Origin of the sequence: Arthrobacter sp. NPDC080031, assembly GCF_040702485.1 — a bacterium.
Lineage (GTDB): Bacteria > Actinomycetota > Actinomycetes > Actinomycetales > Micrococcaceae > Arthrobacter.
In genome coordinates this window covers 1-23,493 of the sequence record NZ_JBFBLA010000045.1, presented here as the reverse complement: position 1 = coordinate 23,493, position 23,493 = coordinate 1, and the positions used below count along the sequence as shown (strand labels likewise).

Here is a 23,493-nt window from a genome sequence, read left to right as displayed (position 1 = left end):
CCCACCCTCAACCTACAAACCCCAGCCAACCGGCTCAACCAGCTGCTGCAGGCAGCCTAAACCCCCTGCGTTGCTACGACCAGTTGACTTTGCCGGGCTCAGAACGACATCTAGTGCGAGCCAGTTGGGCAAAGCGTGTGACCAAGCCGCACCTAAAAACGACTTTTCGGCATGCCTAACTTAACGGTATCCTCATCATGTCCGTATCCCCGATGTTGAGGAAACCATGGCCGCCATTATCGCGGAGCAGCGCCCAGGCAAGACCCGATGGAAGTCGCGCCTGCTCTTGTTGGGGCCGGCTTTCGTTGCTGCGATCGCATACGTGGATCCGGGAAACGTCGCGGCGAACCTCACTGCCGGAGCGAATTACGGCTACCTGCTCGTGTGGGTCCTGGTAGCGGCAAACATCATGGCTGTCCTGGTGCAGTACCAGTCGGCGAAACTCGGCTTGGCCACCGGCCACAGCCTGCCCGAACTCCTCGGCAAACGGTTGGGTACCCACCGGCGCAGGCTCTTCTGGGTCCAGGCAGAGGTGGTTGCCGGCGCTACCGACATGGCCGAAGTCATCGGCGGAGCGGTGGCCCTCAACCTTCTCTTTGGACTGCCGCTTCTCCTGGGCGGAATCATCGTCGGCGTCGCCTCGATGTTGCTCCTGGCGCTCCAGTCCTCACGTGGACAGAAGTCCTTTGAGTACGCCATCATGATGCTCCTGGCCGTGATCGCGGTCGGTTTCCTTTCGGGGCTCTTCGTCAGTCCCCCCGAGAGCGGTGGAGTATTGGCCGGCCTGGTGCCACGGTTCGAAGGCACAGACACTGTCCTCCTCGCGGCGAGCATGCTCGGTGCCACTGTCATGCCGCATGCCATCTACCTGCATTCGGCCCTGGCCCGTGACCGGCATGGCTTCTCGGAAGATCCCGCCGTACGGACGAGGCTCATCAAGACCACCCGCGTGGACGTCGTGGGGGCGTTGATGCTGGCCGGAATCGTGAACATCGCCATGCTCCTTCTAGCGGCATCCAGCCTGCGGGGAGTAGGAGGCACCGACACCATCGCCGGGGCCCATGCCGCCGTTACATCGGCCCTTGGCCCGATCATCGGAGTGGCCTTCGGCGTCGGATTGCTCGCTTCGGGCCTCGCTTCAACGTCGGTCGGATGCTACGCCGGCGCAACGGTCATGGGCGGACTCCTCAAGATCCGGGTACCCTTGCTGCTTCGCCGGGTGGTCACACTGATCCCGGCCTTGGTCATTCTCGGCGCGGGCATAGAACCCACCCTGGCGCTCGTGCTGAGCCAGGTCCTGCTGAGCTTCGGCATACCTTTCGCTTTGATTCCACTGATCCGGCTCACCGGCAAGCGCGAGGTCATGGGCATCCACACGGATTCCACGGCATTGAAGATTGCAGGGTGGACAAGCGCCGCACTTATCGTGGGCCTCAACTGCGTCCTCATCGTCCTGACAGTCACTGGGAAGTCCTAGGCTCATGAGCAACCCCCAGGCCCTGGCCCGGCGGCTAGGTACGTTTGACGCGGTCGTCATCGGCCTGGGCTCGATGATCGGCGCCGGTGTGTTCGCGGCCTTCACCCCGGCCGCAGCCGCCGCAGGATCAGGGCTGCTGATTGGACTCGTCGTCGCGGCAGTCGTGGCATTCTGCAACGCGACGTCCTCCGCCCAGCTCGCCGCCGCATATCCCACGTCGGGCGGAACGTACATTTACGGTCGTGAGCGGCTGGGACCGTGGTCCGGCTACCTGGCCGGCTGGGGATTCGTCATCGGCAAGACCGCCAGCGCGGCAGCCATGGCCATGACATTCGCTGCCTATGCAGCTCCTCCGGGGTGGGAACGCCCCGTGGCGATCGCCGCCGTCGTCGTCATCGCCGTCGTGAACTATCACGGGGTGACGCGGACGGCCGGGCTCACACGCATCCTGGTTCTTGCGGTGCTGGCGGCCCTCGCCGTTGGCGTGGCCGCCTGCTGGGGCGGTTCTGCTCCCTCCCTGGCCAACATTTTCGGGGATGGACTGCTTGCACACGGCTGGTACGGGATCCTCCAATCCGCCGGGTTGTTGTTCTTCGCCTTTGCTGGCTACGCGAGGATCGCGACCATGGGAGAGGAAGTCCGCGACCCCCGGCGCGCCATCCCGCGTGCCATCGGAATCGCGTTGGGCATCGCCGTCGTCCTCTATGCCGTCATTGCGGTGACGCTTCTCGCCGCGCTCGGCCCGGACGGCGTGGCCGGCACGTCGACGCCGCTCGCTGCCGCGGTCGGAGCCGGGACGTTCTCCTGGGCTGCTCCGGTGGTCCGTGCGGGAGCCGCCGTCGCTTCCCTCGGTGCCCTGCTGGCGCTCATCGCCGGCCTGGGCCGGACCACCCTGGCAATGGCCAGGCACCATGACCTCCCGCACTGGCTCGCCGCCGTCCACCCCCGGTACCGTGTCCCGCACCGGGCCGAAGTCACTCTCGCCGCCGTGATCTGCGTGATCGTCGCAGTGGCCGACTTGCGCGGCGCGATCGGCTTCTCCTCGTTCGGCGTGCTCATCTACTATTTGGTCGCCAATATTGCGGCGTTCACCCAGCCGGCCGAAGACCGCCGATACCCCAAAAGTCTCCAGGTGTTCGGAGCACTGGCTTGCGTGATCCTCGTGTCCACGCTGCCGCCGCTATCGGCGGGTCTGGGCGTGCTCATGTTCGCAGCGGGCATCATCCTGCGCGTCGTCAGGCTCAAGCGATAGCGTCACCAGTACCTGTGTCGGCACGTCTTCTGGCTGGTCAGGGCTGAATTCGGTCGCAGCGCCGAACAGATCCGGCCGACGGCAAGGCTCTGACAAAACCCGGATCAGGGGTGGACGGCGGAGGTCGCACAGAGCAGGATTGAGCCATGAGCATCCATGAGGCACTTCTGAAGCAGGCCAGCGTCACCGCCACGGAAGCCACGCTCGTGGCGAAGTTCGAGATCGAGGGCAACATCCCTGGTTCCGGCGCCTATGTCGTCGGCCTGGTCGCCGCCACTCCTGATTATTCCTCTCAACGAAGACTGGGCATCGAGTTCATGAACGGGGAGGCGATCGCTTTCTTCTCGTTCAACCATGATCAAAGTGCCGAAGAGAATTACGACCTCAAGGGTGTTGAGCACTCGGGGAACACCATAACGGGCCACTTCCCTCTCTCGGCCATCAACGGTCTTGGCAAGGGACACGTGATGACGGCCTTCAGTGAAGCCGACGGCCGCGAGTTCCAATCCGGCGTCGCCGTCGAAGAGGCGCTCTAGGATCGACTACCTACGGTCCTGGGGCACCGCGGGTCGTTTTCGTTTCTTCGGGCGCGTGCGCGGCGCGATGCGTCGCGCCGTTTCTATGTGCGCTTCCATGTACACAGTGTCATGTGACACATGCGCGCGAAGGAATAGCGACTGCCGGGTTACCGTTGACGCGAGTAGTTCATAACAAAGACGACAGGAGACTCCGTGGACTTCACCCCCGAATCCGGCACCATCACTATGTTCTCGACCACTTGGTGCGGCTATTGCAACCGCCTCAAGAAGCAGCTGGACGCGAAGGGCATCGGCTACAACGAGATCAACATCGAAGAGGTGGAGGGCACTGCCGAACTCGTGGAGAAGCTGAACGGCGGCAACCAGACCGTCCCCACGGTCCTTTTCCCGGACGGCAGCGCCGCCACTAACCCTTCCGCAGCCGAGGTCGAAGCGCGCCTCGCCGCCTGACGCCCCACGAGGGAGTCATCCGGGTGGTGCGACCGGCTCCAGGCGCACCACCACGGATTTGGACGCGGGAGTGTTGCTGCCTTCGGCAGTCGAATCCAGCGGCACCAGGACATTCGCTTCCGGGTAATAGGCAGTGACGCAACCGCGGGCTGTCGGGTACGCGATCAACCGCAGCTGGCGCAGGACCCGGTCCACGCCGTCGTCGGCTTCGCTGTGGACGTCCACATAGCCGCCGTCGGCAAGGCCCAGATCAGCCAGGTCGTCGCTGTGCGCAAAAAGCACCATGCGGCCCTTCTTCACGCCCCGGTAGCGGTCGTTCATGCTGTAGGTGGTCGTGTTGAACTGATCGTGGGAACGCACTGTCTGGAGCAGCAGGCGCCCTTCCGGGACGTGGATGGTCTCAAGGTCGTTGACCATGAACATTGCCTTCCCCGTGGCGGTGGGAAACTTGCGCTCGTCACGGGGGCCGTGGGGTGGTCCCGAAGGCGCGGACGAAGAGCTGGTAGAGGAACGCGGCTTCGTTGCTCGTCCGGCCGCTCGTATAGAAGGTGGCTTCGTCGGGCGATTCCAGGGCATTCAGTTCACGGGCCACAATCCGGAATGCATTGTCCCAGCTGATGGGACGGTAGTGGCTCGACCCTGCGGGTTTGTACACGGGTTCCACGAGCCTGCCCTGCTGTCCCAGCCAGTATTCGGAGCGCGCGGCGAGGGAATCGACGTCGTTCTCGTCCCAGAAAGTGGACGGAATTTTGAGCGGATCCGCCTCCCATCCAACAGCCTTCGCACCGTTCTCACAGAACTCGGCCAACTTCCGCTCCGGAGGATCCGGCCAAGCGCAGCTCATGCAGTCGAAGCCGTCCTTCTGGTTCATCGCCAAGAGGGACTTCCAGGCGCGGGACGGCCCCAGTTGGCGCAACGCATGGGGCAAGGTCTCCATCAGGCTGGGCAAACCCGCGGCGGATCGCTTCGGCGGACCAACCGTGAGGTCCGCGTCGGAATCGTGGACAACGGATGGCTTCTTGTCCATTGCTCTGCCTCGCTTCGGGAGGACGGCGGATTCCATTTCCGGGAAGAAGCCACCGCCCGGTCCACCTGGTTGTGGCCTCAAGCGTAGTCCCGGCGGTATTCGTCTACAACGGCGTGCTGGTGCTCGTCACAGGGAGAAGGCTCTGGAAATCGCCGTCGATGAGTTCGGCGTATTCCGCGTAAGCCGCGACGACGGCGTCTTCCACCGTGGGTACGTCCAGCTGCGGCAAAAGGTCATTGGCCGCCCCGGCGGTGGCAGGATCCCACTCCAGTCCGAGGGCTCCATAGCTGGCAGTGAGGACTTCGCGGATGGGTGCCGAGTTCTCTACGACGATCACCGAACTGAACAGCCATCCACCGGAAACCACTCTTTGGGCAGTGCCGACGAGCTTGATCTGGTGTGTTGGAAAATCCGGGTCCAGGCCGTGGACGCTGAACTCACCCGGGCAGTACTCGCCGGGGATCTCGCCGACGGCGGCCTGGACGCCGACGCGGCGGAGCGAACCCGCCAGGAGCTCGCCGAAGAAGGAGAAACGGGCCTTCGCTCCGGCAATCGCGTCGGTGTGCGGCTCCACATGGTCGATCACCAAGGTGCCCCGGTGGTACGCCGCTGCCCGGCCACCCGCCTTGCGGATCAAGGGTTCGAACCCCAGGTCCCGGCAGGCTTCGGACGCGGCCCGGAATCCCGGCAGCTTGGCATCGCGTTGCCCGAACGCCACGGTTGGGCGGGGCCGGTACAAACGCAGCGTTGGCGCCAGCAGCCCCCTGCGGGCACGGTTGAGGAGCTCGATCCCGAAGTCCAGGTCACCAGCGACGCCAAGCGATTCTTCCTGACGCACCACCGTCAGCGTGCGCTGCTCCCCGGCGCGCTCCGGGGCCATCAGCCCTTCCTCAATGTGAGGATCTGCTCAGCGCGGCCGAAGGGACCGCTGATGTCGTGGAGCACCGTGGACGTCAGGCCGATTCCGTCGTCGCCAAACGAGACCATGTTGTCCAGTCCCAGCCATTCTCCCGCGGGTTCGCGGTACATGTGGACCTGCAGGTCAAGGTTGGGGAAGATATAGCTGTTCTTGCCCGGTGAGACGCGGGCGGCGATGCCGTTGGCGGTGTCCACGAGTCCGACGAGCCTCGCGAGGTCACGGCTGTCGGCTGCATCGGTCAGCGGATGCTCCGTGCGGATCCAGACCTTCCCGGAACCTGCCCGGTGACCCTCCGCGATCCGCATTTCCAGGGACCGGATATACCCGCCGGGCCACACGCTCGCGCCGTCCCAGGGTTTGCATTCGTCCGGGGCGGGCATGGCGACGTCTTCTATGGCGGCGACGGCGCTCGTGTCGCTGGTGGCCATCCGCCAGGCTGTTGCCCGGATAGCCACGCGTCCTGCCGCCGAGAGTTCCGCCTGGATCAGTTCAATCGTTCTGCCGGGGCGGAGCGTGCTGGTGGTGATTTCGAATTCGCCGCCAGGGATCAATCCAAGGATTTCGTAGCTGAGGCGGGCCATCCGGACGTCGTCACGAGGCTCATGGCGGAGCAGTGCATCAGCCATGATGCCCGATGCCGGCGCCATGTGCTGCTCATGCGGATTCCACGCGCCTTGGGCGTGGATGGTCGAGCGGAACCGCCCGTTCCCGAGCGATTCGTAGTAGAAGTCGCCTTCCGCAAGGTCCGGAAGCTCAATACTCAACGCCTGCCCTTTCGCCGGTCCGGTAATGGAACTCAGACCACTGTATCTTCTGGCGCAACAGCCGTCCGACGTCGACGCCGAATGACCACAGCGACTGCGAGTCCGGCAAGGGAGAGGACCAGGAGAACGGCGGCCAGAGGGGAGGCCGCCATAACGGCAAGCCACGCCTCCATGGCCGCCAGCCCGATGGTCGCATAGACGAAGGCCCAGATGCCGGAGCCGAGTATTGCCGCCGGGAGATACCGGCTGGGTGGCATTCTCCCGGCCCCGGCCGCCAGGTTGACGGCGGTTTGGAGTCCGATCGTCAAGAAGGTCAGTACGACGGCGTAGGGCCCGAAGCGCTGAATCAAGGCCTGCGCTTTGCTTGCTTTGGGGCGATGCAGAGCGCGTGCGAAACGCGTGCGTTCCATTCCAGCTGCTGCGCCGCGGCCGATCCAGTATGTCGCGTTGACCCGGACCATGACCACTGCGAAGAGTGCCACAAGCGCAACTTCAAAGGGCAGGTCAAGGATCTGGTCCACGCGCGCCCTCCCCCGGTCGTCTCAGCAGGTAAGTCTTACCTTAGCTCAACGCCCAGACGGCCGGCCCCGGGTTACGAACGCCCGCCTGTGCGATCGATCGTGAAATCCCCACCCGGATACAGGATGGTCTCGTGTCCATCGTCAAAACGCACGAAATACGGCGGCGCACCATTTGGTCCGCGGACTTCGATGATCTCGCCGTGCCGGTCGGACGCCCCGACCGTTCTGCCATGAATGATGATCCGATCTCCCTGGGCTGCTTCCACAGGAACCACCTCCCAGCATTCAGATTACGAGTGTTGGGCCGTCGTGGGAACAGGCTCGGCCGGAGTTCCCAATGTTGCAAGCGCCGTTTGCAACATTGCCTTGGTACCACCAGATCGCGCAGATCGCGCTGCTTGAGAAGCTCGACGACGCCGCGACCCGCCTCTGGTACGCAGCGGATATTTTGTTCCTCGACCTGAGCACCATTTCTGGAGAACTTCGGGATTGACTCTCGCGTCTACAGGCAGAAACCAACCTGAACGTAGGCTGTGAATTCGGCCTTTGCCCGTTCTTTGTGTTCACCCTGCGCGATTCAAGGCGTACTCTACCTTCATACGCGCCTGGGGGCCCTCGTCTCGTGGAGGAGCCATGCGCTGGTTACAACGGCATTTCGAGAAGCAGGGCCGGCCGAGCGGCGGGTCCCGCCGCCCAGACTACCCAAGCAAGAACAAGCAGTTGGCGTCCATCTTGGGCGTCCTGTTGCTCACCGTCGGGGCCCTCGGCGGAATCGTCGTTCCCGCGCGGGCCGTGGCCCCGACTGTCGTGAGCCTGACCTTCGATGACGGTAACGGCAATCAGCTCGCTGCCGAACAGGTACTCAAGGCCCACGGGCTGGTGGGAACCTTCTTCATCACCACCAGCTGGATAGGCACCCCCAGCTACCTGACCCAGGCAAACCTCCAAACCATAGCCGGCGACGGCAATGAGATCGGTGGCCATACCGTTACCCACCCGGATCTGACCACGCTTACCTCCGCAGCCGCCAGCGCGGAAATCTGCAACGGCAAATCGACGCTGGAAAGCTGGGGATTCCAAGTCAGCAACTTCGCTTATCCATTTGCCGCGGAAAACGCATCCGTTCAAACTGATGTGAAGAACTGTGGATTTGCCAGCGCACGCGGACTGGGCGACATCCGTTCACCCGCGAGCTGCCCAAGCTGCCCGTTCGCTGAGACCCTTCCTCCGGCAAACCCCCTGGTCACCAAGGCTCCGGACGAAGTCGACAGCACCTGGACACTGCAGAATCTGGAGGATTTGGTCACCAATGCCGAAAGCACGGGCGGATGGCTTGAGCTGACATTCCACCACATCGCGGTCGGAACGGATCCCACGCTCACCATCAGCCCGACACTCTTTGAAACTTTCGTCACGTGGCTGGCTGCGCGGACCGCAAACGGAACGACTTCGGTCAAGACTGTGGCCCAGGCGCTCGGGCAATCGACACCGCCACCTCCGCCACCTCCGCCACCGGCGTCGAGTCCGTTCGTTGACGTCCCCAGCAGCTACCCGTTCTTCACCGAGATCAATTGGCTGGCGTCCCAGGGGATCTCCACCGGCTGGGACGAAGGTAACGGGACCAAGACGTACCGCCCGCAGCAGGCCGTCAACCGGGACGCCATGGCCGCCTTCATGTACCGCCTCGCTGGCAGTCCCGCCTTCACGCCCCCGGCCGTTTCTCCCTTCAGCGATATGACGCCTCAAACTGCGTTCTACAAGGAGATCTCATGGCTGGCGTCCCAGGGGATCTCCACCGGCTGGGACGAAGGAAACGGGACCAAGACGTACCGCCCGTTGCAGGCGGTGAACCGCGATGCCATGGCTGCCTTCATGTACCGCTTCGCGCACAGTCCCGCCTTCACACCCCCGGCCGTTTCGCCGTTTACCGATGTTTCCCCTCAAGTTCCGTTCTATAAGGAAATCACGTGGCTCTCCTCCACGGGGATATCCACGGGGTGGATCGAAACCAACGGCACTAGGACCTATCGGCCGGTCATAGCCGTCAACCGGGACGCGATGGCGGCCTTCATGTACCGCTACAACACCAGCTTCCCGAGGAACTGACGGAGGTCGTCCGGGTTTGCCGTGTCCATGCCATGGGCGCGGACCCGGCAATACGGCTCAAGCGGCTGACGAGGGAAACCGCAGCTCAGGCCGTCGCTTGGCCACCTCGTTCAGAACGATCGAAACCGCTTCCCTGACCACCTCCGCTTCCGCGCCCATTTCCCGAGCGGCGTCCAGCCCCGCCGTGGCGTGGCCTACAAACGCGTCCCAGTCGCCTCCCCCGGCACGGAGAGCCCTCAGCGGCGACATCAGGGCGGCGCGGCACAGCCACGCGTCACGCTCCCGCACCCATCGATCGATCACGCTTGCGGCCCGTGTCTTGGCCTGCCCCTCCAGCCCTGCAAGCAAAGGTCCGATCACGTCAACCGCTAGCGGATCGACCAGGTCGCGCAGCCTTCCTTCACGGACAAAACCTTCAAGCCGCGTCAGATCGGTATTCGTCAGCAGATGGACGTTGGACTGCAGAAGGACGATTGCGGCGAGCCTTCGTTCGAAGACGGGAACCTCCCACAATTCCGAGCTCAAGGCAGTGACCTCGTCGTGCGCGAGTCCCCGATGGCGTCGGAGGGCGTCGCGAACCGTTCCACGGATAGCCCCGATCGAGGACCCGTAGTGACGTAGACCGTTTCCCAGCCGTGCCTCGGCCTGCTCTGCCCGGATCCATGAGCCTTCACGGCGCAAAGCCTCATCGATGAACAAGGCGGCGTCACTCATGCGAACATTATTCCGCAACAGGGCGTGCGCTCAGACGTACTCGCCAAACCAGGCCAGCATGTCCTGCCAGGCGGCTGTCGCCTCCGTTTCGTTGTACCGCTCGCTGGTGTCGTTGTGGAAGGCATGGTCGACGCCGGGATAGACAGTGAGCTTGTGGCGGACGTCAGAGGCTGCGAGCGCATCCCGAAGTGCCGGCATTGCGCCGGTGATGCGCTGGTCGAGTTCGGCATAGACGCCAAACACGGCCGGTTTGATGGATGGAACCTTGTCCAGGTCCGGGGCGGGGCCATAGAAGGCCGCCGTGGCTTTCAGCCCGGGTATCTCGGTCGCGGCCTGCCAGGTGATGCCGCCGCCAAAACAATAGCCGTTCATCGCGATACGCTCGCCGTCCACGAAATCCAATGACCGGAGGTAATCGAACCCCGCGGAGAAGTCGGAAACATGGCGCCCGGCTCCTGCCTTTGTCAGCGCTCCGGGGACGGCGTCGGCATCAACGTTCGGAGTGCCTCCCTCCCGGCTCAGGAGATCAGGTGCCAAAGCGACGTACCCTGCCTTGGCAAAACGGCGGGCCACGTCCTGGATGTGCGGAGTAAGTCCGCGGTTTTCATGGCAGACGAGCACCGCAGGTCCCGGATCGGCCCCCTCAGTCCTGGCAAGGTAGGCGCTGATCCCGGTTCCGCCGGCCGGGAACCGGACGGTGGCCATCACAAGTCCGGACGCACCTTCAGGTACGGAAAGCGGACTCTTCGCTCCCGGCACTGGCCCGGTAGCCGCCGTCGTCGGGGGCCGGGCGGACGACGCTTCGGGGCTTGGCATGGGATCGGTGCTTCGAGGGACCTCATCCGGGGCACATCCGAGCTGCAGCATCGTCGAGGAGGCGGCAGCCATGCTCCCGGTGATAAATGCGAGCCGACGAATGAACGCCCGCTGCGACATGTCTCCCGCTCGGTAGTCGTCGAAGAATTCCTCGACCAGGTACTTCTCAAATTTGCCGAGCTGGATCATGGAAGGCCTCCTGAGTTTGCCGCATATCCTCCTCCCAAGACCGTCACCGGGCAAGGGTGTCCACGATGATGGGTGTAGCCGCCAAGTAATGAGACACTCGGTTCCATGCGTGAATTCGTGGTTCTCGGCACCGCCTCCCAGGTCCCCACCAGGACCCGCAACCACAACGGATATGTGCTCCATTGGGATGGTGAGGGCCTGCTCTTCGATCCTGGGGAAGGTACCCAACGGCAGATGATCCAAGCTGGTGTCTCGGCCAGCCAGATCACGCGAATCTGTATTACCCATGTCCACGGCGACCACTGTTTCGGGCTGCCGGGCGTGCTCTCGCGCATGGCGCTGGACCGGGTGGAGCATCCAATCCATTTGCACTATCCCGCATCCGGCGAGGACATGATCCGCGCCCTCGTGGCTGTCGCGTCGCCCGGCATCGACCTTCAGCTTCATCCGCACGGCGGGTCCGGTCCTATCGCTGCAGGACTGGAGGTGCGCCCACTGCTCCATCGAATCGAGACATACGGCTACAGGGTCCTCGAGCCCGAAGGCCGCAGCCTTTTGCCGGAGCGGCTTGCGGCAGCCGGGATTACAGGATCGGATATCAGCCTCCTGCAGCGGGACGGGAGCCTGGGCGGCGTGCGCTTGGAAGACGTGAGCGTGCCGAGGCCCGCTCAGAGCTTCGCCTTCGTGATGGACACGGCACCATGTGACGGTGCCGGGGAACTCGCCGAGGGTGTGGACCTTCTCGTGGCTGAGTCCACTTTCAGTGACGACGACGGCGCCCTGGCCGCGCAGTACCGCCATCTCACCGCCGGGCAGGCGGGTGAGTTGGCTGCCGCCGCAGAAGCGGGCATGCTCATCCTTACGCATTTCTCCTCGCGCTATCCCGACGTCGGACAACTTGCGGAGCAAGCGCGGGCGCGGTCCGGCGGGGCTGCCGTCATGGCCGCGAACGACCTGGACAGGGTTCCCTTTCCCAAGCGGCAGCGGTGGTTGTAGAAGGCGCGAAGTACCGGGCGGCTTTGTGATGCTTTCGGGTACGTTCCCGGATACTCTGTCCGTGGGGAGGGCCACACCGGCACACCCAGGCGTCCGCCGATGCGGGCGGGCTTGTCATCTATTCAGCTCTGGGGGCCGATATGACAAACGAAATGCCGCCGGATCGCTTCGGCTCTTTTAGCGGCCTGTCTTTCAGCGGACTGGTTGAGGCCGTGCCCGACGCTTTGCTCGTGATCGACGCGGATGGTCAGATCACGTTCGGCAATGCGTATTCAGAGCAGCTCTTCGGCTATCCGCGTAGCCAGCTGCTGGGCAAGCATTATGAAATGCTGCTTCCGGCGCGGATCAAGGGCCAGGTCGGCGCCATCCGGGACCTCTTTGCCAGTGAGCCTGGAATACGCCGGGCCGGAACTGAGCTGAACCTGTTCGGCCGCCACCGTGACGGAAGCGAGTTTCCCATTGAGGTCAGTTTCGCTCCGCTCGGCGCCGGACCGGGCATGCACCTCATCGCTTCCATCCGCGACGTAAGCGACCGCAGCCGCGTTAATGCCGAACTCCGGGATGCTCTCTCCGTTCTCAGTGCCACCCTGGAGTCCACCGCGGACGGCATTCTGGTTGTCGCGGCAGACGGGACTATCGCGGGGGCGAACAAGCGGTTCGCCGAGTTATGGGGCATCCCCGCGGATCTTCTGGAGTCCCACGACGACGGCAAGTTGTTGGCTTTCGTCCTCGACCAGCTCACGGATCCCGATGGCTTTATAGGCAAGGTCCAGGAACTTTACGCCGATCCGGGCGCGGAGAGCCTGGACATGTTGGAATTCCGTGACGGGCGGACGTTCGAGCGGTATTCCCGGCCCCAACGAGTCGGGGAAGAGATCGTGGGACGGGTCTGGAGTTTCCGAGACGTCACCTCCCGCCAGCGCGCACAGGACCAGGCGCGGGAGGCGCTCGCCCAAGTGGAGGGCCTGGCCGCCATCGTTGAGTCCTCGGCTGACGCGATCATCGGCATGACGCCCGAGGGCATCATCACCAGTTGGAACCCCGGGGCGGAGAAGCTGTACGGATTCACGGCCGCTGAAGTGAGCGGGCAGAACGTCCGGCTCCTCATCCCGGAATACCTCCGTGCCGAGGACGAGGTGCTGGCCGCTGTCCAGAATGGCGGACCGGCCCGAAGCTTCGAGACAGACCGGATGCGTAAGGATGGGTCCATCGTGCCCGTGTCCCTGACGGTCTCCCCGATCCGCGGCGAACACGGAGTGATCGGAATTGCGACCATCGGGCAGGACATTACCGCCCGGCGTGCCGCTGAAGCGGAATTGTTGGCCGCCAGGGAGGCGGCCCTGGAATCCAGCAGGTTGAAGTCCGAGTTCCTCGCAACGATGAGCCATGAGATCCGTACCCCCATGAACGGAGTCATAGGCCTGACAACGCTGTTGTTGGACACCCCGCTGGATGAAGCACAACGGAAATACGCCGAAGGAGTTCAGACCGCCGCCGGAGCTTTGTTGACCCTGATCAACGACATCCTGGATTTCTCGAAGTTGGAAGCAGGGAAAATCGACCTGGACATCACGTCCTTCGATCCGCAATCCCTGATGGAGGAAGTCGCCTCGCTCCTGGCCGAAGCGGCCCAGGGCAAAGGCCTGGAACTCATCGCGTATTGCCACCCCGACGTTCCCGCCCAGCTGGCTGGTGATGCCGGCAGGATCCGGCAGATCCTGTTGAACCTGGCTTCGAACGCCGTGAAGTTCACCGCGTCGGGTGAAGTCGCCATCCGGGTGAACGTCGAGGCACAGGACGCGAGAACCGCGCTTGTGCGATTCGAGGTCAGCGATAGCGGTATTGGTATCGATGCTGCGGATCATTTGCGCTTGTTCGATTCTTTCTCCCAAGCGGATGCCTCCACCACGCGCCGGTACGGTGGAACCGGGCTGGGGCTGGCCATCTGCCGCCGTCTGACGGAGGTGATGGGCGGGGACATCGGTTTAACGAGTGCCCCTGGCGAGGGAAGCACGTTCTGGTTTTCGCTCCGATTGCCGCTGGCCAAGGAACCAGGGCGGGTTCCCGACCGTCCGGTCCGGAGCCTATTGGGAGGTCTGCGCGTGTTGGTGGTCGACGATAATGCCACCAACAGGTTCGTGTTGGAATCGCAGTTGAACACGTGGGGGCTGCGGCCGGACGCGGTAGCGGACGCGCGCACGGCCCTCGACCGGTCACGGACGGCAGCCGCCGCAGGGAAACCCTTCGACATTGCGGTGCTCGACATGTGCATGCCGGACATGGACGGCCTTGAACTCGCCCACGAGCTCTCGAGGGACCCGGCCCTGCGAGGCATCCGGCTCATGATGCTGACCTCCGCGTCCCAGGTATCCAAGACCGATATGGCTGACGCGGGAATCAGCGAATGGCTCACGAAACCTGTCCGCGGCTCAGAACTCTACGACCGCCTGATGCGGCTGGTAGCCGGCAACCCGGCGACTGACGCGGCGTCCGCATTTGCACTGCCCCCGAGGCAGGACAGGCCTTCCAAAGGAAGAATCCTTGTAGTGGAGGACAACGAGGTGAACCAGCTAGTCGCCCGTGAAATGGTCGCCAAACTGGGGTACCAGGCCGAAGTGGCTGCCGATGGCGCCCAGGCTGTCTCCGCCATCGCCGCCCGCTCCTACGCGGCTGTGCTCATGGATTGCCACATGCCGGTCATGGACGGTTTCGAGGCCACCAAGAGCATTCGGGCGCGGGAGAACCGCTCCGAGCACCTGCCCATCATCGCCATGACCGCAGGAGCCCAGGACGAAGACCGCGAGCGCTGCCTCGCAGCCGGGATGGACGACTACCTCAGCAAACCGGTCGATCTGGCTGCCTTGGACGAGGCCCTGAACCGGTGGGTTCCCTGCGGGAGCGCCACCTAGGCCGGGCTGTGCCGGAATGGGAGAAATCCCTGCTTACGTAGGGTTCTCCGCGTGTTTGGCCGCCCCGGTCTGGAAAACGAGTAGGCAGCACTCGTGCCTCAGGGCCGGGAAAGATGTTGAATTAATACAGGAAAACATCCGCGGCTTGAGACAGACCAGCCGGCCCTCCGGGACCGGCATTGGACGGGGCCGACGGCGGGAGGGCCCCTGGAGCCCGGGGCTCGGGGCTCTCTACCCCAGACGCCGCCGGCCCCCCGGAGTTGCCCGCGGGAACCCCGGCCCGCCACATCATGTTTGTGCGCCGTCTGTTCTTTTCTCCGCCTGCAGGAGCACAATTGAGAAATGTTGGACCGTGGCGGTGCGGCATGAAACCCTCCCACTGTCCCGGTCCTCCTTTCATCAGCCTGTTGTGAAAGGACACCGGGATGTTCCAGCCAAGCAAACGGATAACAGCGTTGGGATCCGCACTAGTGCTGTTTTTGGCAATGTCCGCGGTGGCGTCGTGTTCCGGGCCAAGCGGCACGCCTTCCCCGTCCACATCAAGCGGGACGCCGACAGGGCCGACGTCGGGATCAGCCTCCCCGACAGTGACCCCGACAGCGGCCTCGGACGCCGCTGAGTTCTGCGGCGCAGGGTCCGCCATCCACTATGACCGCTCCGCCTTCCAGTCGACGCCCAGGATCGACAACAAGTGGTTTCCGCTGAAGCCCGGCATGCAGTACACGACGAAGGGCACGGTGAAGAGTGCCGACGGCACCTCCGAGCGCACGGTCGTCCACTCCGTGACCGGACTGACAAAGGTGATAGACGGCGTGAAGACCCTGGTGATGTGGGACCGGGACTACTTCGACGGGCAGCTGGTGGAATCCGAGCTGGCCTTCTTTGCCCAGACCGAGAAGGGAGCGGTCTGGCTCTTCGGGGAGTACCCGGAGGAGTACGAGAACGGCACTTTCACCGGCGCGCCCCGCACCTTCATCAGCGGCATTTCCAAGGCCCAGGCAGGAATCGCCATGCAGGATCAGCCCGTGACCGGTACACCCGGGTACGTCCAGGCCCACGCACCCGACGTGGGTTTCCTCGATTGTGGAACCGTCTTCAAGCAGCACGAGCGGGTGTGTGTCCCCGCCGCGTGCTACGACGATGTGTTGGTTATTGACGAATACAATCCCTTGGAACCGTCTGTGGGCCACCAGCAAAAGCACTATTCAGCGGGCACGGGGCTGGTGAAAGTGACAGCGGTTGGTGGTGCGGACCAGGAGTCGTTGGACCTCATCACCGCAGAGACGCTCGCGGACTCCAAACTGAGTGAAATCAATCAGCAAGCACTGGAATTGGACGGGCACGCCTACCAGGTCAGTGCGAGCGTTTACGGCACAACGCCCCACGCCGAGATTGCCGTGCCGGGCTCCGGCGGCTAGTGCGCTCCTACCACTGTCATTTGCTAAACGACGGAAGATTCCCTGTTAATATCCTGAGAATCCACGCGTTGAGCGTTGACCCCCGGGTTTGCTCGGGCTCATTATTGACGTACACGTCTGGGGGCGCTTTGGCACTGTTCCAGGGAGCGGCGTGGTGGACAGGTACCGGGGATCTAACGTTTTCAGCGGGCACCCACTAGAGACCAATAGTGGAGTGTCTCCTCCGCGCTACGGCTTCTCCGCTGTCCCACCCCGAGAACCGGGTGAGCGGCCATGATGGGCACGATCCTCCGATGGGTACTCCAGTTCCGGTTTCTGGTCCTGGCATTGGCAGCGGGGATCCTGGGGTTCGGCTTCACGAGCCTGCCGGGCATGGCAGTGGATGCCTTCCCGGAATTCGCCCCTCCACAAGTTGAAATCCAGACCGAGGCCCTGGGGCTTTCCGCCGCGGAAGTTGAACAGCTGATCACTTCCCCCATGGAGGCGGACCTGTTGAATGGTGTGGCCTGGGTGGAAGCCATTCATTCCAAATCCGTCCCGGGCCTGTCGTCGATCCAAATGGTGTTCAAGCCGGGGACCGACCTTTTTCGGGCCCGCCAGCTTGTGTCCGAACGCCTGACCCAGGCACGCGCGTTGCCGAACGTGTCTGCCGCGCCCGTCCTGATGCAGCCGCTCTCATCGACGAGCCGGGTCATGATGATTCGGCTGACGTCCAAAGAGATGTCGGCCATTGACATGTCTGTCCTGGCCCGCTGGACCATGAAACCCGGCCTCCTGGCGGTGCCCGGCGTCGCGAACGTGGCTATCTGGGGCCTCCGCGACCAGCAACTGCAGGTCCTGGTCGATCCTGGGGAACTTGAGGCCAAGGGCGTGACGCTGGACGAGGTCATTACTACCACCGGCAACGCCGTGTGGGTGTCGCCCTTGAGTTACCTCGAGGCATCCACGCCCGGCACCGGCGGCTTTCTGGAGACGGGCCACCAGCGGCTCGGAGTCCAGCACGTCCTGCCGATCACCACGCCCGAGGATCTGGGCAAAGTCAGCCTGGAGGGGCCGTCCGGAAAGCTGGTGTTGGGCGATGTCGCCCACGTCGTGACCGATCACCAGCCACTGATCGGGGACGCACTTTCGGGCAAGGATGCCGAATTGCTCCTGGTCATCGAGAAGTTCCCGGAGACGAACACGATGGACGTGACCCGGGGCATCGATGATGCGCTCCATGCCCTCCAGCCGGGGTTGTCCGGCGTCACGATCGATACCACCGTCTACCGACAAGCGGCGTTCATCCAGGAAGAGGTCGGCACACTTGGTGTCGCGCTGCTTGTCTCGCTGCTCCTGATAGCCACCATGTTTGGCGCGTTCTTCCGCTCCTGGCGCACAGCGGTCATCAGCCTGGTCACGATTCCGGTCTCACTGACGGCAGCAGCCTTGGTGCTGTATCTGACAGGCACCGGGATGAACACCATGGTCCTGGCCGGAATGATCCTGGCCTTGGCTGTCATCGTTGGGGACGTCGCCGAAGAGCTCCATGGCGCAGTGCGAGCCGGGAAGGCTGGCGCCGGAAGGGCCGGCGAGGGGTCCGGCGTCGGGCCCGGCGTCGCGGAGTCGGGCGTCGCCTTGGTGACGGGGTCCCTGCGGGCAGTGCGAACACCGATCCTTTACTCTCTGCTGATCATGGCGTTGTCTGTGCTGCCTGTGTTCTTCGTCCCGGGCGAAGACGGAGCCCTCTTCCGCCCGCTGCTCCTTTCCTACCTGCTCACCCTGGCTGTCGGGATGATCGTGGCGCTGACGGTAACCGCGGCGCTGGTCTTCGTCCTGCCGGTCGGCCGGACCACTGCAAGGCAAGGCCGCACCCTGAACCGGATCCACAGCCGATACCGCCGTGCCTTGTCCCGGGCGGAAGGAAAGGCCCGGTGGGTTTTCGCGGCCGCCGCGGTCATCGCGCTCGCAGGGCTTGCGCTCGCGCCCCAGCTGGCCGCCGGCCATCCGGCAGTGCCCGTCCTGCCGGACAGGACCCTCGTGGTGCAGTGGAGTACGATCGCCGGCACATCAGACCAGGAAATGAGCCGGATCACTGACGCGGCCGCGCAAGAACTCCGGGCGCTTCCCGGCGTGGCCAACGTGGGGGGACACGTCGGGCGCGCCATCACCTCGGACCAAGTGGGTGACATCAGCGCCGGGGAGCTCTGGGTGACCGTTTCCGCGGAGGCCTCCTACCGCGACACCGCGGCGGCCGTCCAGCACGTGATAGCTGGGTACCCGGGGTTGACCGGCAAAGTATCCACCTACGCACAGGAGAAGATCGACCAGATTCATGAGGCCGCCGACCCCGGATTCACTGTCCGGGTGTACGGCCTGGATATGGCCACGCTCCGCCAGAAGGCAGAGGAAGTGCGGCAAATTCTGGCCCGGACCGGCGGCGTCGTCAATCCCCATGTCGATGCGCCCGCCCAACAACCAATCGTCGAGGTCCAGGTTGACTTGGCCGCCGCCCAGAAAGCCGGTGTCATCCCGGGGGATGTCAGGCGCGCTGCCGCTGCCCTCCTGCAGGGAATCGAAGTCGGCAACATCTATCAACAACAAAAAGTCTTCTCGGTGATCGTGAAAGGAACCCCGTCCACCAGGAACAGCCTCACCAGCGTCCGCGAGCTCCTGATCGACACCCCCGGCGGCGGGCACATACGCCTCGGCGACGTTGCCAAGGTCAACGTGGTAGGGAACGAGGCGGTCATCCTGCACGATGACACCTCGCGCCGGATCGATGTGAAGGCCGAGATTCAGGGGCGCGCACTCAACGACGTGCAGCAGGACATCGAGAAGGGCCTGCAGCAACTGCAGTTCCCGCTCTCGTACCATGCGGAAATCCTCACCCAGTACGCAGAGCAACAGAATAGCGCCCGGTGGCTGTGGCTGCTGGCGGCTGTCGCTGCGGCCGGAATCCTCGTGCTTCTCCAGACCGCGTCGGGAAGCTGGCGGCTAGCCGCGACGGTCTTCCTGGGCCTGGTTGGGGCGCTCTCGGGCGGGGTGCTCGCCGCCCAAATGACGGGCGGAATAAACTCCTTGATCTCGCTTCCTGCGTTCTCCGCCGTCCTGGGCATTGCCGTGCGTGGCTCCATCCTGCTGATACGGCACGCCCGAAGCTTGGCGGCCCCGGACGGCGCGGCCTTCGGGCCCGCTCTCGTGATCCGAAGCGCGCGCGGCCGGTTGATGCCTGTGCTGATGTCGTCCTTGATGACGGCTCTTGCCCTGCTGCCGCTCACGCTCATCGGTGGCGTGGTCGGAACGGAAATCATCCAACCACTCGCCGCCATCATCTGCGGCGGGCTGCTGACCACCACTCTTTTCCTGCTATTTGTCTTGCCCGCACTGTTGCTTCGATTCGGACCGGGCCGTGCGCCTTGGGCCGCAACCCGCAACGATTCGCTGCTCCGGGCACAGAGCGAGGATGCACCATGAAAAAGATCGCTTCCCGACGGCGCCACATCACCACGGTCCTGATCTCCCTGGTAGTGGGCGCGTTCCTGACGCTGTCTCTGCCTGCCTGCTCCCAGCCGCATGCCGAAGCAGTACCTACCGCCGACAACCCTGCCACCCTGGACGAAGTGCCGGGGACGGACCTGCACCGCATCACCCTGACCGAACGCGCCGTCGAGCGTCTTGGGCTAAAGACCGGCGTGGCGGCGTCGGGTCCGCAGGGGAAGCTGACCGTCCCCTACGGGGCGATCCTGTACGACAGCCAGGGCAGGACCTGGGTCTACACAAATCCTGAGCTCCGCGTGTATGTCCGCCAGGCGGTGAGCATCGAGCGAATCGCCGGCGAAGCGGCGTTGCTGAGGGACGGGCCGCCGGTCGGCACGGCGGTAGTAACGCAGGGGGCCGAGGAACTCTTCGGCGAGGAATTCGATACGGCCCACTGAGATGCGTTGGATCATAGGCATCAGCCTCAAATTCAGGACGGTAGTTGTTGCACTGGCCTGCGCGGTGATGCTGTTGGGCTCCGTACAGTTGAGCTCAGCGTCCATCGATGTCTTCCCGGAATTCGCGCCCCCGCGTGTGGAAATCCAGACGGCCTGCCTGGGCCTGACCGCCCAGGAAGTGGAAGAGCTGGTCAGCGTCCCGATCGAGGCTTCCCTGAGCGGCATGCCCGGCCTGGATGAGCTGCGCTCCAAGTCCGTGCCCCAGCTGTCCTCGATCGTGCTCATCTTCAAGCAGGGAACCGATCTGCTGAACGCCCGCCAGGTGGTCTCTGAACGGATGGCGGCCGTGACCTCCGCCCTGCCCACCTGGGCGGCTCCCCCGGTCATGCTTCAGCCTTTATCATCGACGAGCCGCGTGATGAAGATCGGCATGACCTCCTCCAACCGGTCCCTGATCGAGATGTCCATGCTCTCCTACTGGACGATCCGGGCCCGCTTGCTCCGGGTGCCGGGGGTGGCCAACGTCGCCATCTGGGGTGAAAGGCTCCAGATGCTGCAGGTCCAGGTGCAGCCGGACCGGCTCAAGGCTGAAAACGTTTCCCTCAACGAGGTCATGGAAGTCACCGCCGGAGCCGTGGACGCCGGCCTGCTGAAGTATTCCCCCGGCCGGTTCATAGGCACGGGAGGCTTCATCGACAGTCCGAACCAGAGAATGGGCGTCCAGCATGTCCAGGCGGTTTCCAGCCCCGAGGACCTTGCGCAAGTCACTATCAGGGAAAAAGACGGCGTCGCGCTGCACCTGGGCGACGTGGCCAAGGTCGTGGAGGACCATCAGCCGCTCATCGGCGACGCTGTCATCAACAACGGGCACGGGCTCATGCTCATCGTCGAGAAGCTCCCCTGGGGAAACACCCTCGATGTGACGAGGGGAGTTGAGGACGCCCTCCGCCAGCTCCAGCCAGGGTTGAGTGGAATCACCTTCGACACCACCATCTTCCGTCCGGCGAGCTTCATCGAGGAGGCGATTTCCAACCTCAGCCTCGCATTACTCCTGGGCTGCCTGCAGGTCGTCATGATCCTCGGCGCCTTCCTCTTCCAGTGGCGCACAGCGCTGATCAGTCTCGTAGCCATTCCGCTCTCCCTCCTGACCGCGGCGCTCGTGCTGTACTTCACGGCGAGTTCCATCAACACCATGGTCCTGGCGGGGCTCGTCATCGCAGTGGGTGTCGTCGTCGATGACGCGATCATCGACGTCGAAAACATCATGCGCCGGCTCAGGCAACATCGGGCCCTGGGAAGCGCGGAACCAACTACTTCGGTGGTGCTCAGGGCCTCCTTGGAAATGCGAAGTCCCATTGTCTACGCGACCTTGATCATCGTCGTCGCGGCCGTTCCTATTTTCTTCCTCGACGGACTGACCGGTGTCTTTTTCCGGCCGCTGGCTGTCTCCTATACCTTGGCCGTCCTCGCCTCGATGCTGGTCGCGCTGACGGTGACACCGGCACTGGCCCTGATTCTGCTCGGCAACGCAAAACTGGAGCAGCGCGATCCTCCCCTGGTCCGGGTGCTCAAGCGCGGATATCACGCCGCCTTGTCCCGGACCATGAACCGGCCCCGCTACGGTTACGCCGGTTTCGGCGCCATCGCGCTGGCGGGTCTTGTGATCGCTCCCCTGCTTGGCCAGTCCTTGTTCCCCACCTTCAAGGAACGGGACTTCCTGATGCACTGGGTCTCAGAGCCCGGCACCTCGGCAGCAGAGGAATACCGCATCTCACAAAGGGGCTGTGAAGAGCTCCTCAAGGTGCCCGGAGTCCTGAACTGCGGAACACACATAGGCCAGGCGTTCACAGCGGACGAGATCGTCGGCGTCAACGCCGGTGAAAACTGGATCAGCATCGACCGCCACGCTGACTACGATAAAACGGTGGCAGCTGTCCAGGAGGTTGTGGACGGCTATCCGGGCCTGCACCGCGACGTCCAGACCTACCTGAAAGAAAGAATCGAAGAGGTCCTGACCGGCTCGAGCGAACCAATCCTGGTCCGGGTCTACGGCGATGACCTGAACGTGCTTCGGGACCAGGCCCAGAAGATCAAATCAATCCTTGACCACATCCCGGGCACCAATGAACCCCACGTCTCCCTGGAAGTCGAGGTGCCGCAGATTACGGTCAAGGTGGATCTTGCCGCGGCGCAAAAGTACGGGCTCAAACCCGGCGATGTCAGGCGGGCAGCCGCGACACTCGTGGCCGGGGAAGAGGTAGGCGACGTCTTCCGGGACGGTCGTGCCTACGACGTCCAAGTCTGGAGCACACCGGAGACCCGCGCCAGCGTCACCAGCATCGAAGACCTGCCGATCGACACCCCGAGCGGACAGCGCGTCCGGCTGGCCGACGTCGCCGCTGTCAGTGTGCAAGCGACACCCAACCTCATCGACCGCACGAACGGATCCCGCCGCGTTGAGGTCGGTTCCTTCATCGATCAGGGGGCGGACCTCGGGACAGTTGTCCGCACGCTACAGGAACGCCTCGAAGAGATGAACCTGCCGTCTGGTTACAGTGTCCAACTCCTCGGTGAGTACACCGAACGCCAGGCGGCCACCGAACGCCTGACGATCTTCGCCACAGCGGCCCTTGCCCTGATTTTCCTCTTCCTGCAGGCATCGTTCCGAAGCTGGCGGCTGGCCCTACTCGCGCTGCTGACGCTCCCGATAGCCCTGGTCGGTGGAGTGTTCGCCGCCTACATCACCGGCGGGGTCCTGTCGCTCGGCTCACTCGTCGGCTTCCTCACGGTCATGGGCATCGCAGCCCGCAACGGGATCCTGCTCATCAGCCACTGCCAGCATCTGGAAAGGAACGAGAACGAAGCCTTCGGCCGTGCCCTCGTGTTGCGCGGAGCTTCTGAACGGCTTTCCCCGATCCTCATGACCACCTTGGCTACCGGACTTGCCCTCGTGCCCTTGGTGGTCATGGGCAATATCCCGGGCCATGAAATCGAACACCCGATGGCCGTGGTCATCCTGGGCGGACTCGTCACGTCCACGCTGCTCAATTTGTTCATCGTTCCATCGCTCTACCTCCGCTTCGCAAAAGCACGGTCCATCCCGAGCGGAGCTTCAGGTGTGGCGCGTCCGGGATTAAGGTTCCCATTCCGGAGATTCAGGCGGATGGTTCCTTCCCGAGGGCAGGCACCTAGTTAGCCAAGTGTGTCTACCTCGCGCACGCGCCCAGCGGCGCCAAGCGGCGCCAAGCGGCGCCAAGCGGCGCCAAGCGGCGCCAAGCGGCGCCAAGCGGCGCCAAGCGGCGCCAAGCGGCGCCAAGCGGCGCCAATATTAAATTGTCGGTGCCTCCTGCGATGCTGTGGGTATGGATGGAAGGACAGCCTGGAGTGCGGAGAGCAGGGCGGCCGTGGCGGCCGTTGCCGGCTCCGTTGCCGTCCTGGCCGGTTTCGCCGGCGGCGCTGGTTCCTCCGATCTGCCCGGC

General features: G+C 63.9%; 18 protein-coding genes and 3 pseudogenes. 13 read left to right on the top strand and 8 right to left on the bottom strand.

Annotation, left to right across the window (positions count from 1 at the left end):
- The first annotated feature begins 226 nt into the window (after nucleotides 1–226).
- The 4 genes from AB0323_RS23345 (at nucleotide 227) to AB0323_RS23330 (ending at nucleotide 3,718) form a co-directional block, all read left to right on the top strand.
- Nucleotides 227–1,477, top strand: coding sequence for an Nramp family divalent metal transporter (locus AB0323_RS23345; protein ID WP_366179442.1), 1,251 nt, complete (start codon nucleotides 227–229; stop codon nucleotides 1,475–1,477).
- A gap of 4 nt (nucleotides 1,478–1,481) precedes the next feature.
- Nucleotides 1,482–2,729 carry an APC family permease gene (locus AB0323_RS23340; RefSeq protein WP_366179441.1) on the top strand — a complete coding sequence of 416 codons (1,248 nt, stop codon included), beginning with the start codon at nucleotides 1,482–1,484 and terminating at the stop codon, nucleotides 2,727–2,729.
- A 146-nt stretch (nucleotides 2,730–2,875) separates the two neighbouring features.
- The gene (locus AB0323_RS23335) at nucleotides 2,876–3,265 is read left to right on the top strand and encodes a hypothetical protein (protein ID WP_364534224.1); all 390 of its coding nucleotides are present in this window, start codon (nucleotides 2,876–2,878) and stop codon (nucleotides 3,263–3,265) included.
- Between the two features lie 195 nt (nucleotides 3,266–3,460).
- Complete coding sequence (locus AB0323_RS23330) at nucleotides 3,461–3,718, top strand: mycoredoxin (protein ID WP_366179440.1); 258 nt, start codon at nucleotides 3,461–3,463, stop codon at nucleotides 3,716–3,718.
- 15 nt (nucleotides 3,719–3,733) lie between these two features.
- Here AB0323_RS23330 and AB0323_RS23325 read toward each other — a convergent pair.
- The 5 genes and pseudogenes from AB0323_RS23325 to AB0323_RS23305 form a co-directional block, all read right to left on the bottom strand.
- Nucleotides 3,734–4,745, bottom strand: a pseudogene (locus tag AB0323_RS23325) (molybdopterin dinucleotide binding domain-containing protein).
- 103 nt (nucleotides 4,746–4,848) lie between these two features.
- Nucleotides 4,849–5,625, bottom strand: a complete 777-nt coding sequence (locus AB0323_RS23320; RefSeq protein ID WP_366179439.1) for a lipoate--protein ligase family protein — start codon at nucleotides 5,623–5,625, stop codon at nucleotides 4,849–4,851.
- Complete coding sequence (locus AB0323_RS23315; RefSeq protein ID WP_284981408.1) at nucleotides 5,625–6,428, bottom strand: thioesterase family protein; 804 nt, start codon at nucleotides 6,426–6,428, stop codon at nucleotides 5,625–5,627. The genes AB0323_RS23320 and AB0323_RS23315 overlap by 1 nt, the downstream gene beginning before the upstream one ends.
- A 32-nt stretch (nucleotides 6,429–6,460) precedes the next feature.
- A complete protein-coding gene (locus tag AB0323_RS23310) occupies nucleotides 6,461–6,949 on the bottom strand; it encodes a VTT domain-containing protein (protein WP_366179438.1) in 489 nt (162 codons plus the stop codon).
- A 71-nt stretch (nucleotides 6,950–7,020) separates the two neighbouring features.
- On the bottom strand, nucleotides 7,021–7,215 hold the full coding sequence (locus AB0323_RS23305; protein ID WP_364534210.1) for a DUF1918 domain-containing protein: 195 nt from the start codon (nucleotides 7,213–7,215) through the stop codon (nucleotides 7,021–7,023).
- Nucleotides 7,216–7,286: 71 nt separating this feature from the next.
- Here AB0323_RS23305 and AB0323_RS23300 point away from each other — a divergent pair, with 71 nt between their 5' ends.
- The 3 genes and pseudogenes from AB0323_RS23300 to AB0323_RS23290 all read left to right on the top strand — a co-directional run.
- A complete protein-coding gene (locus AB0323_RS23300; protein WP_366179437.1) occupies nucleotides 7,287–7,442 on the top strand; it encodes a hypothetical protein in 156 nt (51 codons plus the stop codon).
- Between the two features lie 140 nt (nucleotides 7,443–7,582).
- Nucleotides 7,583–8,092: pseudogene (locus AB0323_RS23295) on the top strand (polysaccharide deacetylase family protein); the annotation flags it as partial.
- A gap of 372 nt (nucleotides 8,093–8,464) precedes the next feature.
- A pseudogene (locus AB0323_RS23290) lies at nucleotides 8,465–9,055 on the top strand (S-layer homology domain-containing protein); the annotation flags it as partial.
- Nucleotides 9,056–9,112: 57 nt separating this feature from the next.
- Here AB0323_RS23290 and AB0323_RS23285 read toward each other — a convergent pair.
- Nucleotides 9,113–9,769 carry a DNA alkylation repair protein gene (locus AB0323_RS23285; protein ID WP_366179436.1) on the bottom strand — a complete coding sequence of 219 codons (657 nt, stop codon included), beginning with the start codon at nucleotides 9,767–9,769 and terminating at the stop codon, nucleotides 9,113–9,115.
- Nucleotides 9,770–9,799: 30 nt separating this feature from the next.
- Nucleotides 9,800–10,774: a dienelactone hydrolase family protein gene (locus tag AB0323_RS23280; RefSeq protein ID WP_366179435.1), complete on the bottom strand. Its 975-nt coding sequence runs from the start codon at nucleotides 10,772–10,774 to the stop codon at nucleotides 9,800–9,802.
- A 105-nt stretch (nucleotides 10,775–10,879) separates the two neighbouring features.
- On the opposite strand from AB0323_RS23280, the gene AB0323_RS23275 reads away from it, so the two are divergent.
- The 6 genes from AB0323_RS23275 to AB0323_RS23250 all read left to right on the top strand — a co-directional run bounded on the left by AB0323_RS23275 (nucleotide 10,880) and on the right by AB0323_RS23250 (nucleotide 23,210).
- Nucleotides 10,880–11,770, top strand: coding sequence for a ribonuclease Z (locus tag AB0323_RS23275; protein ID WP_366179434.1), 891 nt, complete (start codon nucleotides 10,880–10,882; stop codon nucleotides 11,768–11,770).
- 140 nt (nucleotides 11,771–11,910) lie between these two features.
- Nucleotides 11,911–14,679 (top strand): PAS domain S-box protein, encoded by a 2,769-nt coding sequence (locus tag AB0323_RS23270; protein WP_366179433.1) that lies wholly within the window; start codon nucleotides 11,911–11,913, stop codon nucleotides 14,677–14,679.
- 587 nt (nucleotides 14,680–15,266) lie between these two features.
- Nucleotides 15,267–16,097, top strand: a complete 831-nt coding sequence (locus AB0323_RS23265; protein ID WP_366179432.1) for a hypothetical protein — start codon at nucleotides 15,267–15,269, stop codon at nucleotides 16,095–16,097.
- A 273-nt stretch (nucleotides 16,098–16,370) separates the two neighbouring features.
- On the top strand, nucleotides 16,371–19,553 hold the full coding sequence (locus AB0323_RS23260) for an efflux RND transporter permease subunit (protein WP_366179431.1): 3,183 nt from the start codon (nucleotides 16,371–16,373) through the stop codon (nucleotides 19,551–19,553).
- Nucleotides 19,550–20,014: a hypothetical protein gene (locus tag AB0323_RS23255; RefSeq protein WP_366179430.1), complete on the top strand. Its 465-nt coding sequence runs from the start codon at nucleotides 19,550–19,552 to the stop codon at nucleotides 20,012–20,014. The genes AB0323_RS23260 and AB0323_RS23255 overlap by 4 nt, the downstream gene beginning before the upstream one ends.
- Before the next feature lies 1 nt (nucleotide 20,015).
- Nucleotides 20,016–23,210: an efflux RND transporter permease subunit gene (locus tag AB0323_RS23250; protein ID WP_366179429.1), complete on the top strand. Its 3,195-nt coding sequence runs from the start codon at nucleotides 20,016–20,018 to the stop codon at nucleotides 23,208–23,210.
- Between the two features lie 10 nt (nucleotides 23,211–23,220).
- On the opposite strand, the gene AB0323_RS23245 is transcribed toward AB0323_RS23250, so the two are convergent.
- A partial coding sequence (locus AB0323_RS23245) for a hypothetical protein (RefSeq protein WP_366179428.1) occupies nucleotides 23,221–23,493 on the bottom strand: 273 nt, incomplete at its 5' end.

Coding starts and splice junctions, on each gene's coding strand:
- AB0323_RS23340 (WP_366179441.1), top strand. CDS start 1,482: ATGAGCAACCCCCAGGCCCTGGCCCGGCGGCTAGGTACGTTTGACGCG.
- AB0323_RS23270 (WP_366179433.1), top strand. CDS start 11,911: ATGACAAACGAAATGCCGCCGGATCGCTTCGGCTCTTTTAGCGGCCTG.
- AB0323_RS23335 (WP_364534224.1), top strand. CDS start 2,876: ATGAGCATCCATGAGGCACTTCTGAAGCAGGCCAGCGTCACCGCCACG.
- AB0323_RS23345 (WP_366179442.1), top strand. CDS start 227: ATGGCCGCCATTATCGCGGAGCAGCGCCCAGGCAAGACCCGATGGAAG.
- AB0323_RS23300 (WP_366179437.1), top strand. CDS start 7,287: ATGTTGCAAGCGCCGTTTGCAACATTGCCTTGGTACCACCAGATCGCG.
- AB0323_RS23280 (WP_366179435.1), bottom strand. CDS start 10,774: ATGATCCAGCTCGGCAAATTTGAGAAGTACCTGGTCGAGGAATTCTTC.
- AB0323_RS23250 (WP_366179429.1), top strand. CDS start 20,016: ATGCGTTGGATCATAGGCATCAGCCTCAAATTCAGGACGGTAGTTGTT.
- AB0323_RS23275 (WP_366179434.1), top strand. CDS start 10,880: ATGCGTGAATTCGTGGTTCTCGGCACCGCCTCCCAGGTCCCCACCAGG.
- AB0323_RS23255 (WP_366179430.1), top strand. CDS start 19,550: ATGAAAAAGATCGCTTCCCGACGGCGCCACATCACCACGGTCCTGATC.
- AB0323_RS23285 (WP_366179436.1), bottom strand. CDS start 9,769: ATGAGTGACGCCGCCTTGTTCATCGATGAGGCTTTGCGCCGTGAAGGC.
- AB0323_RS23260 (WP_366179431.1), top strand. CDS start 16,371: ATGATGGGCACGATCCTCCGATGGGTACTCCAGTTCCGGTTTCTGGTC.
- AB0323_RS23320 (WP_366179439.1), bottom strand. CDS start 5,625: ATGGCCCCGGAGCGCGCCGGGGAGCAGCGCACGCTGACGGTGGTGCGT.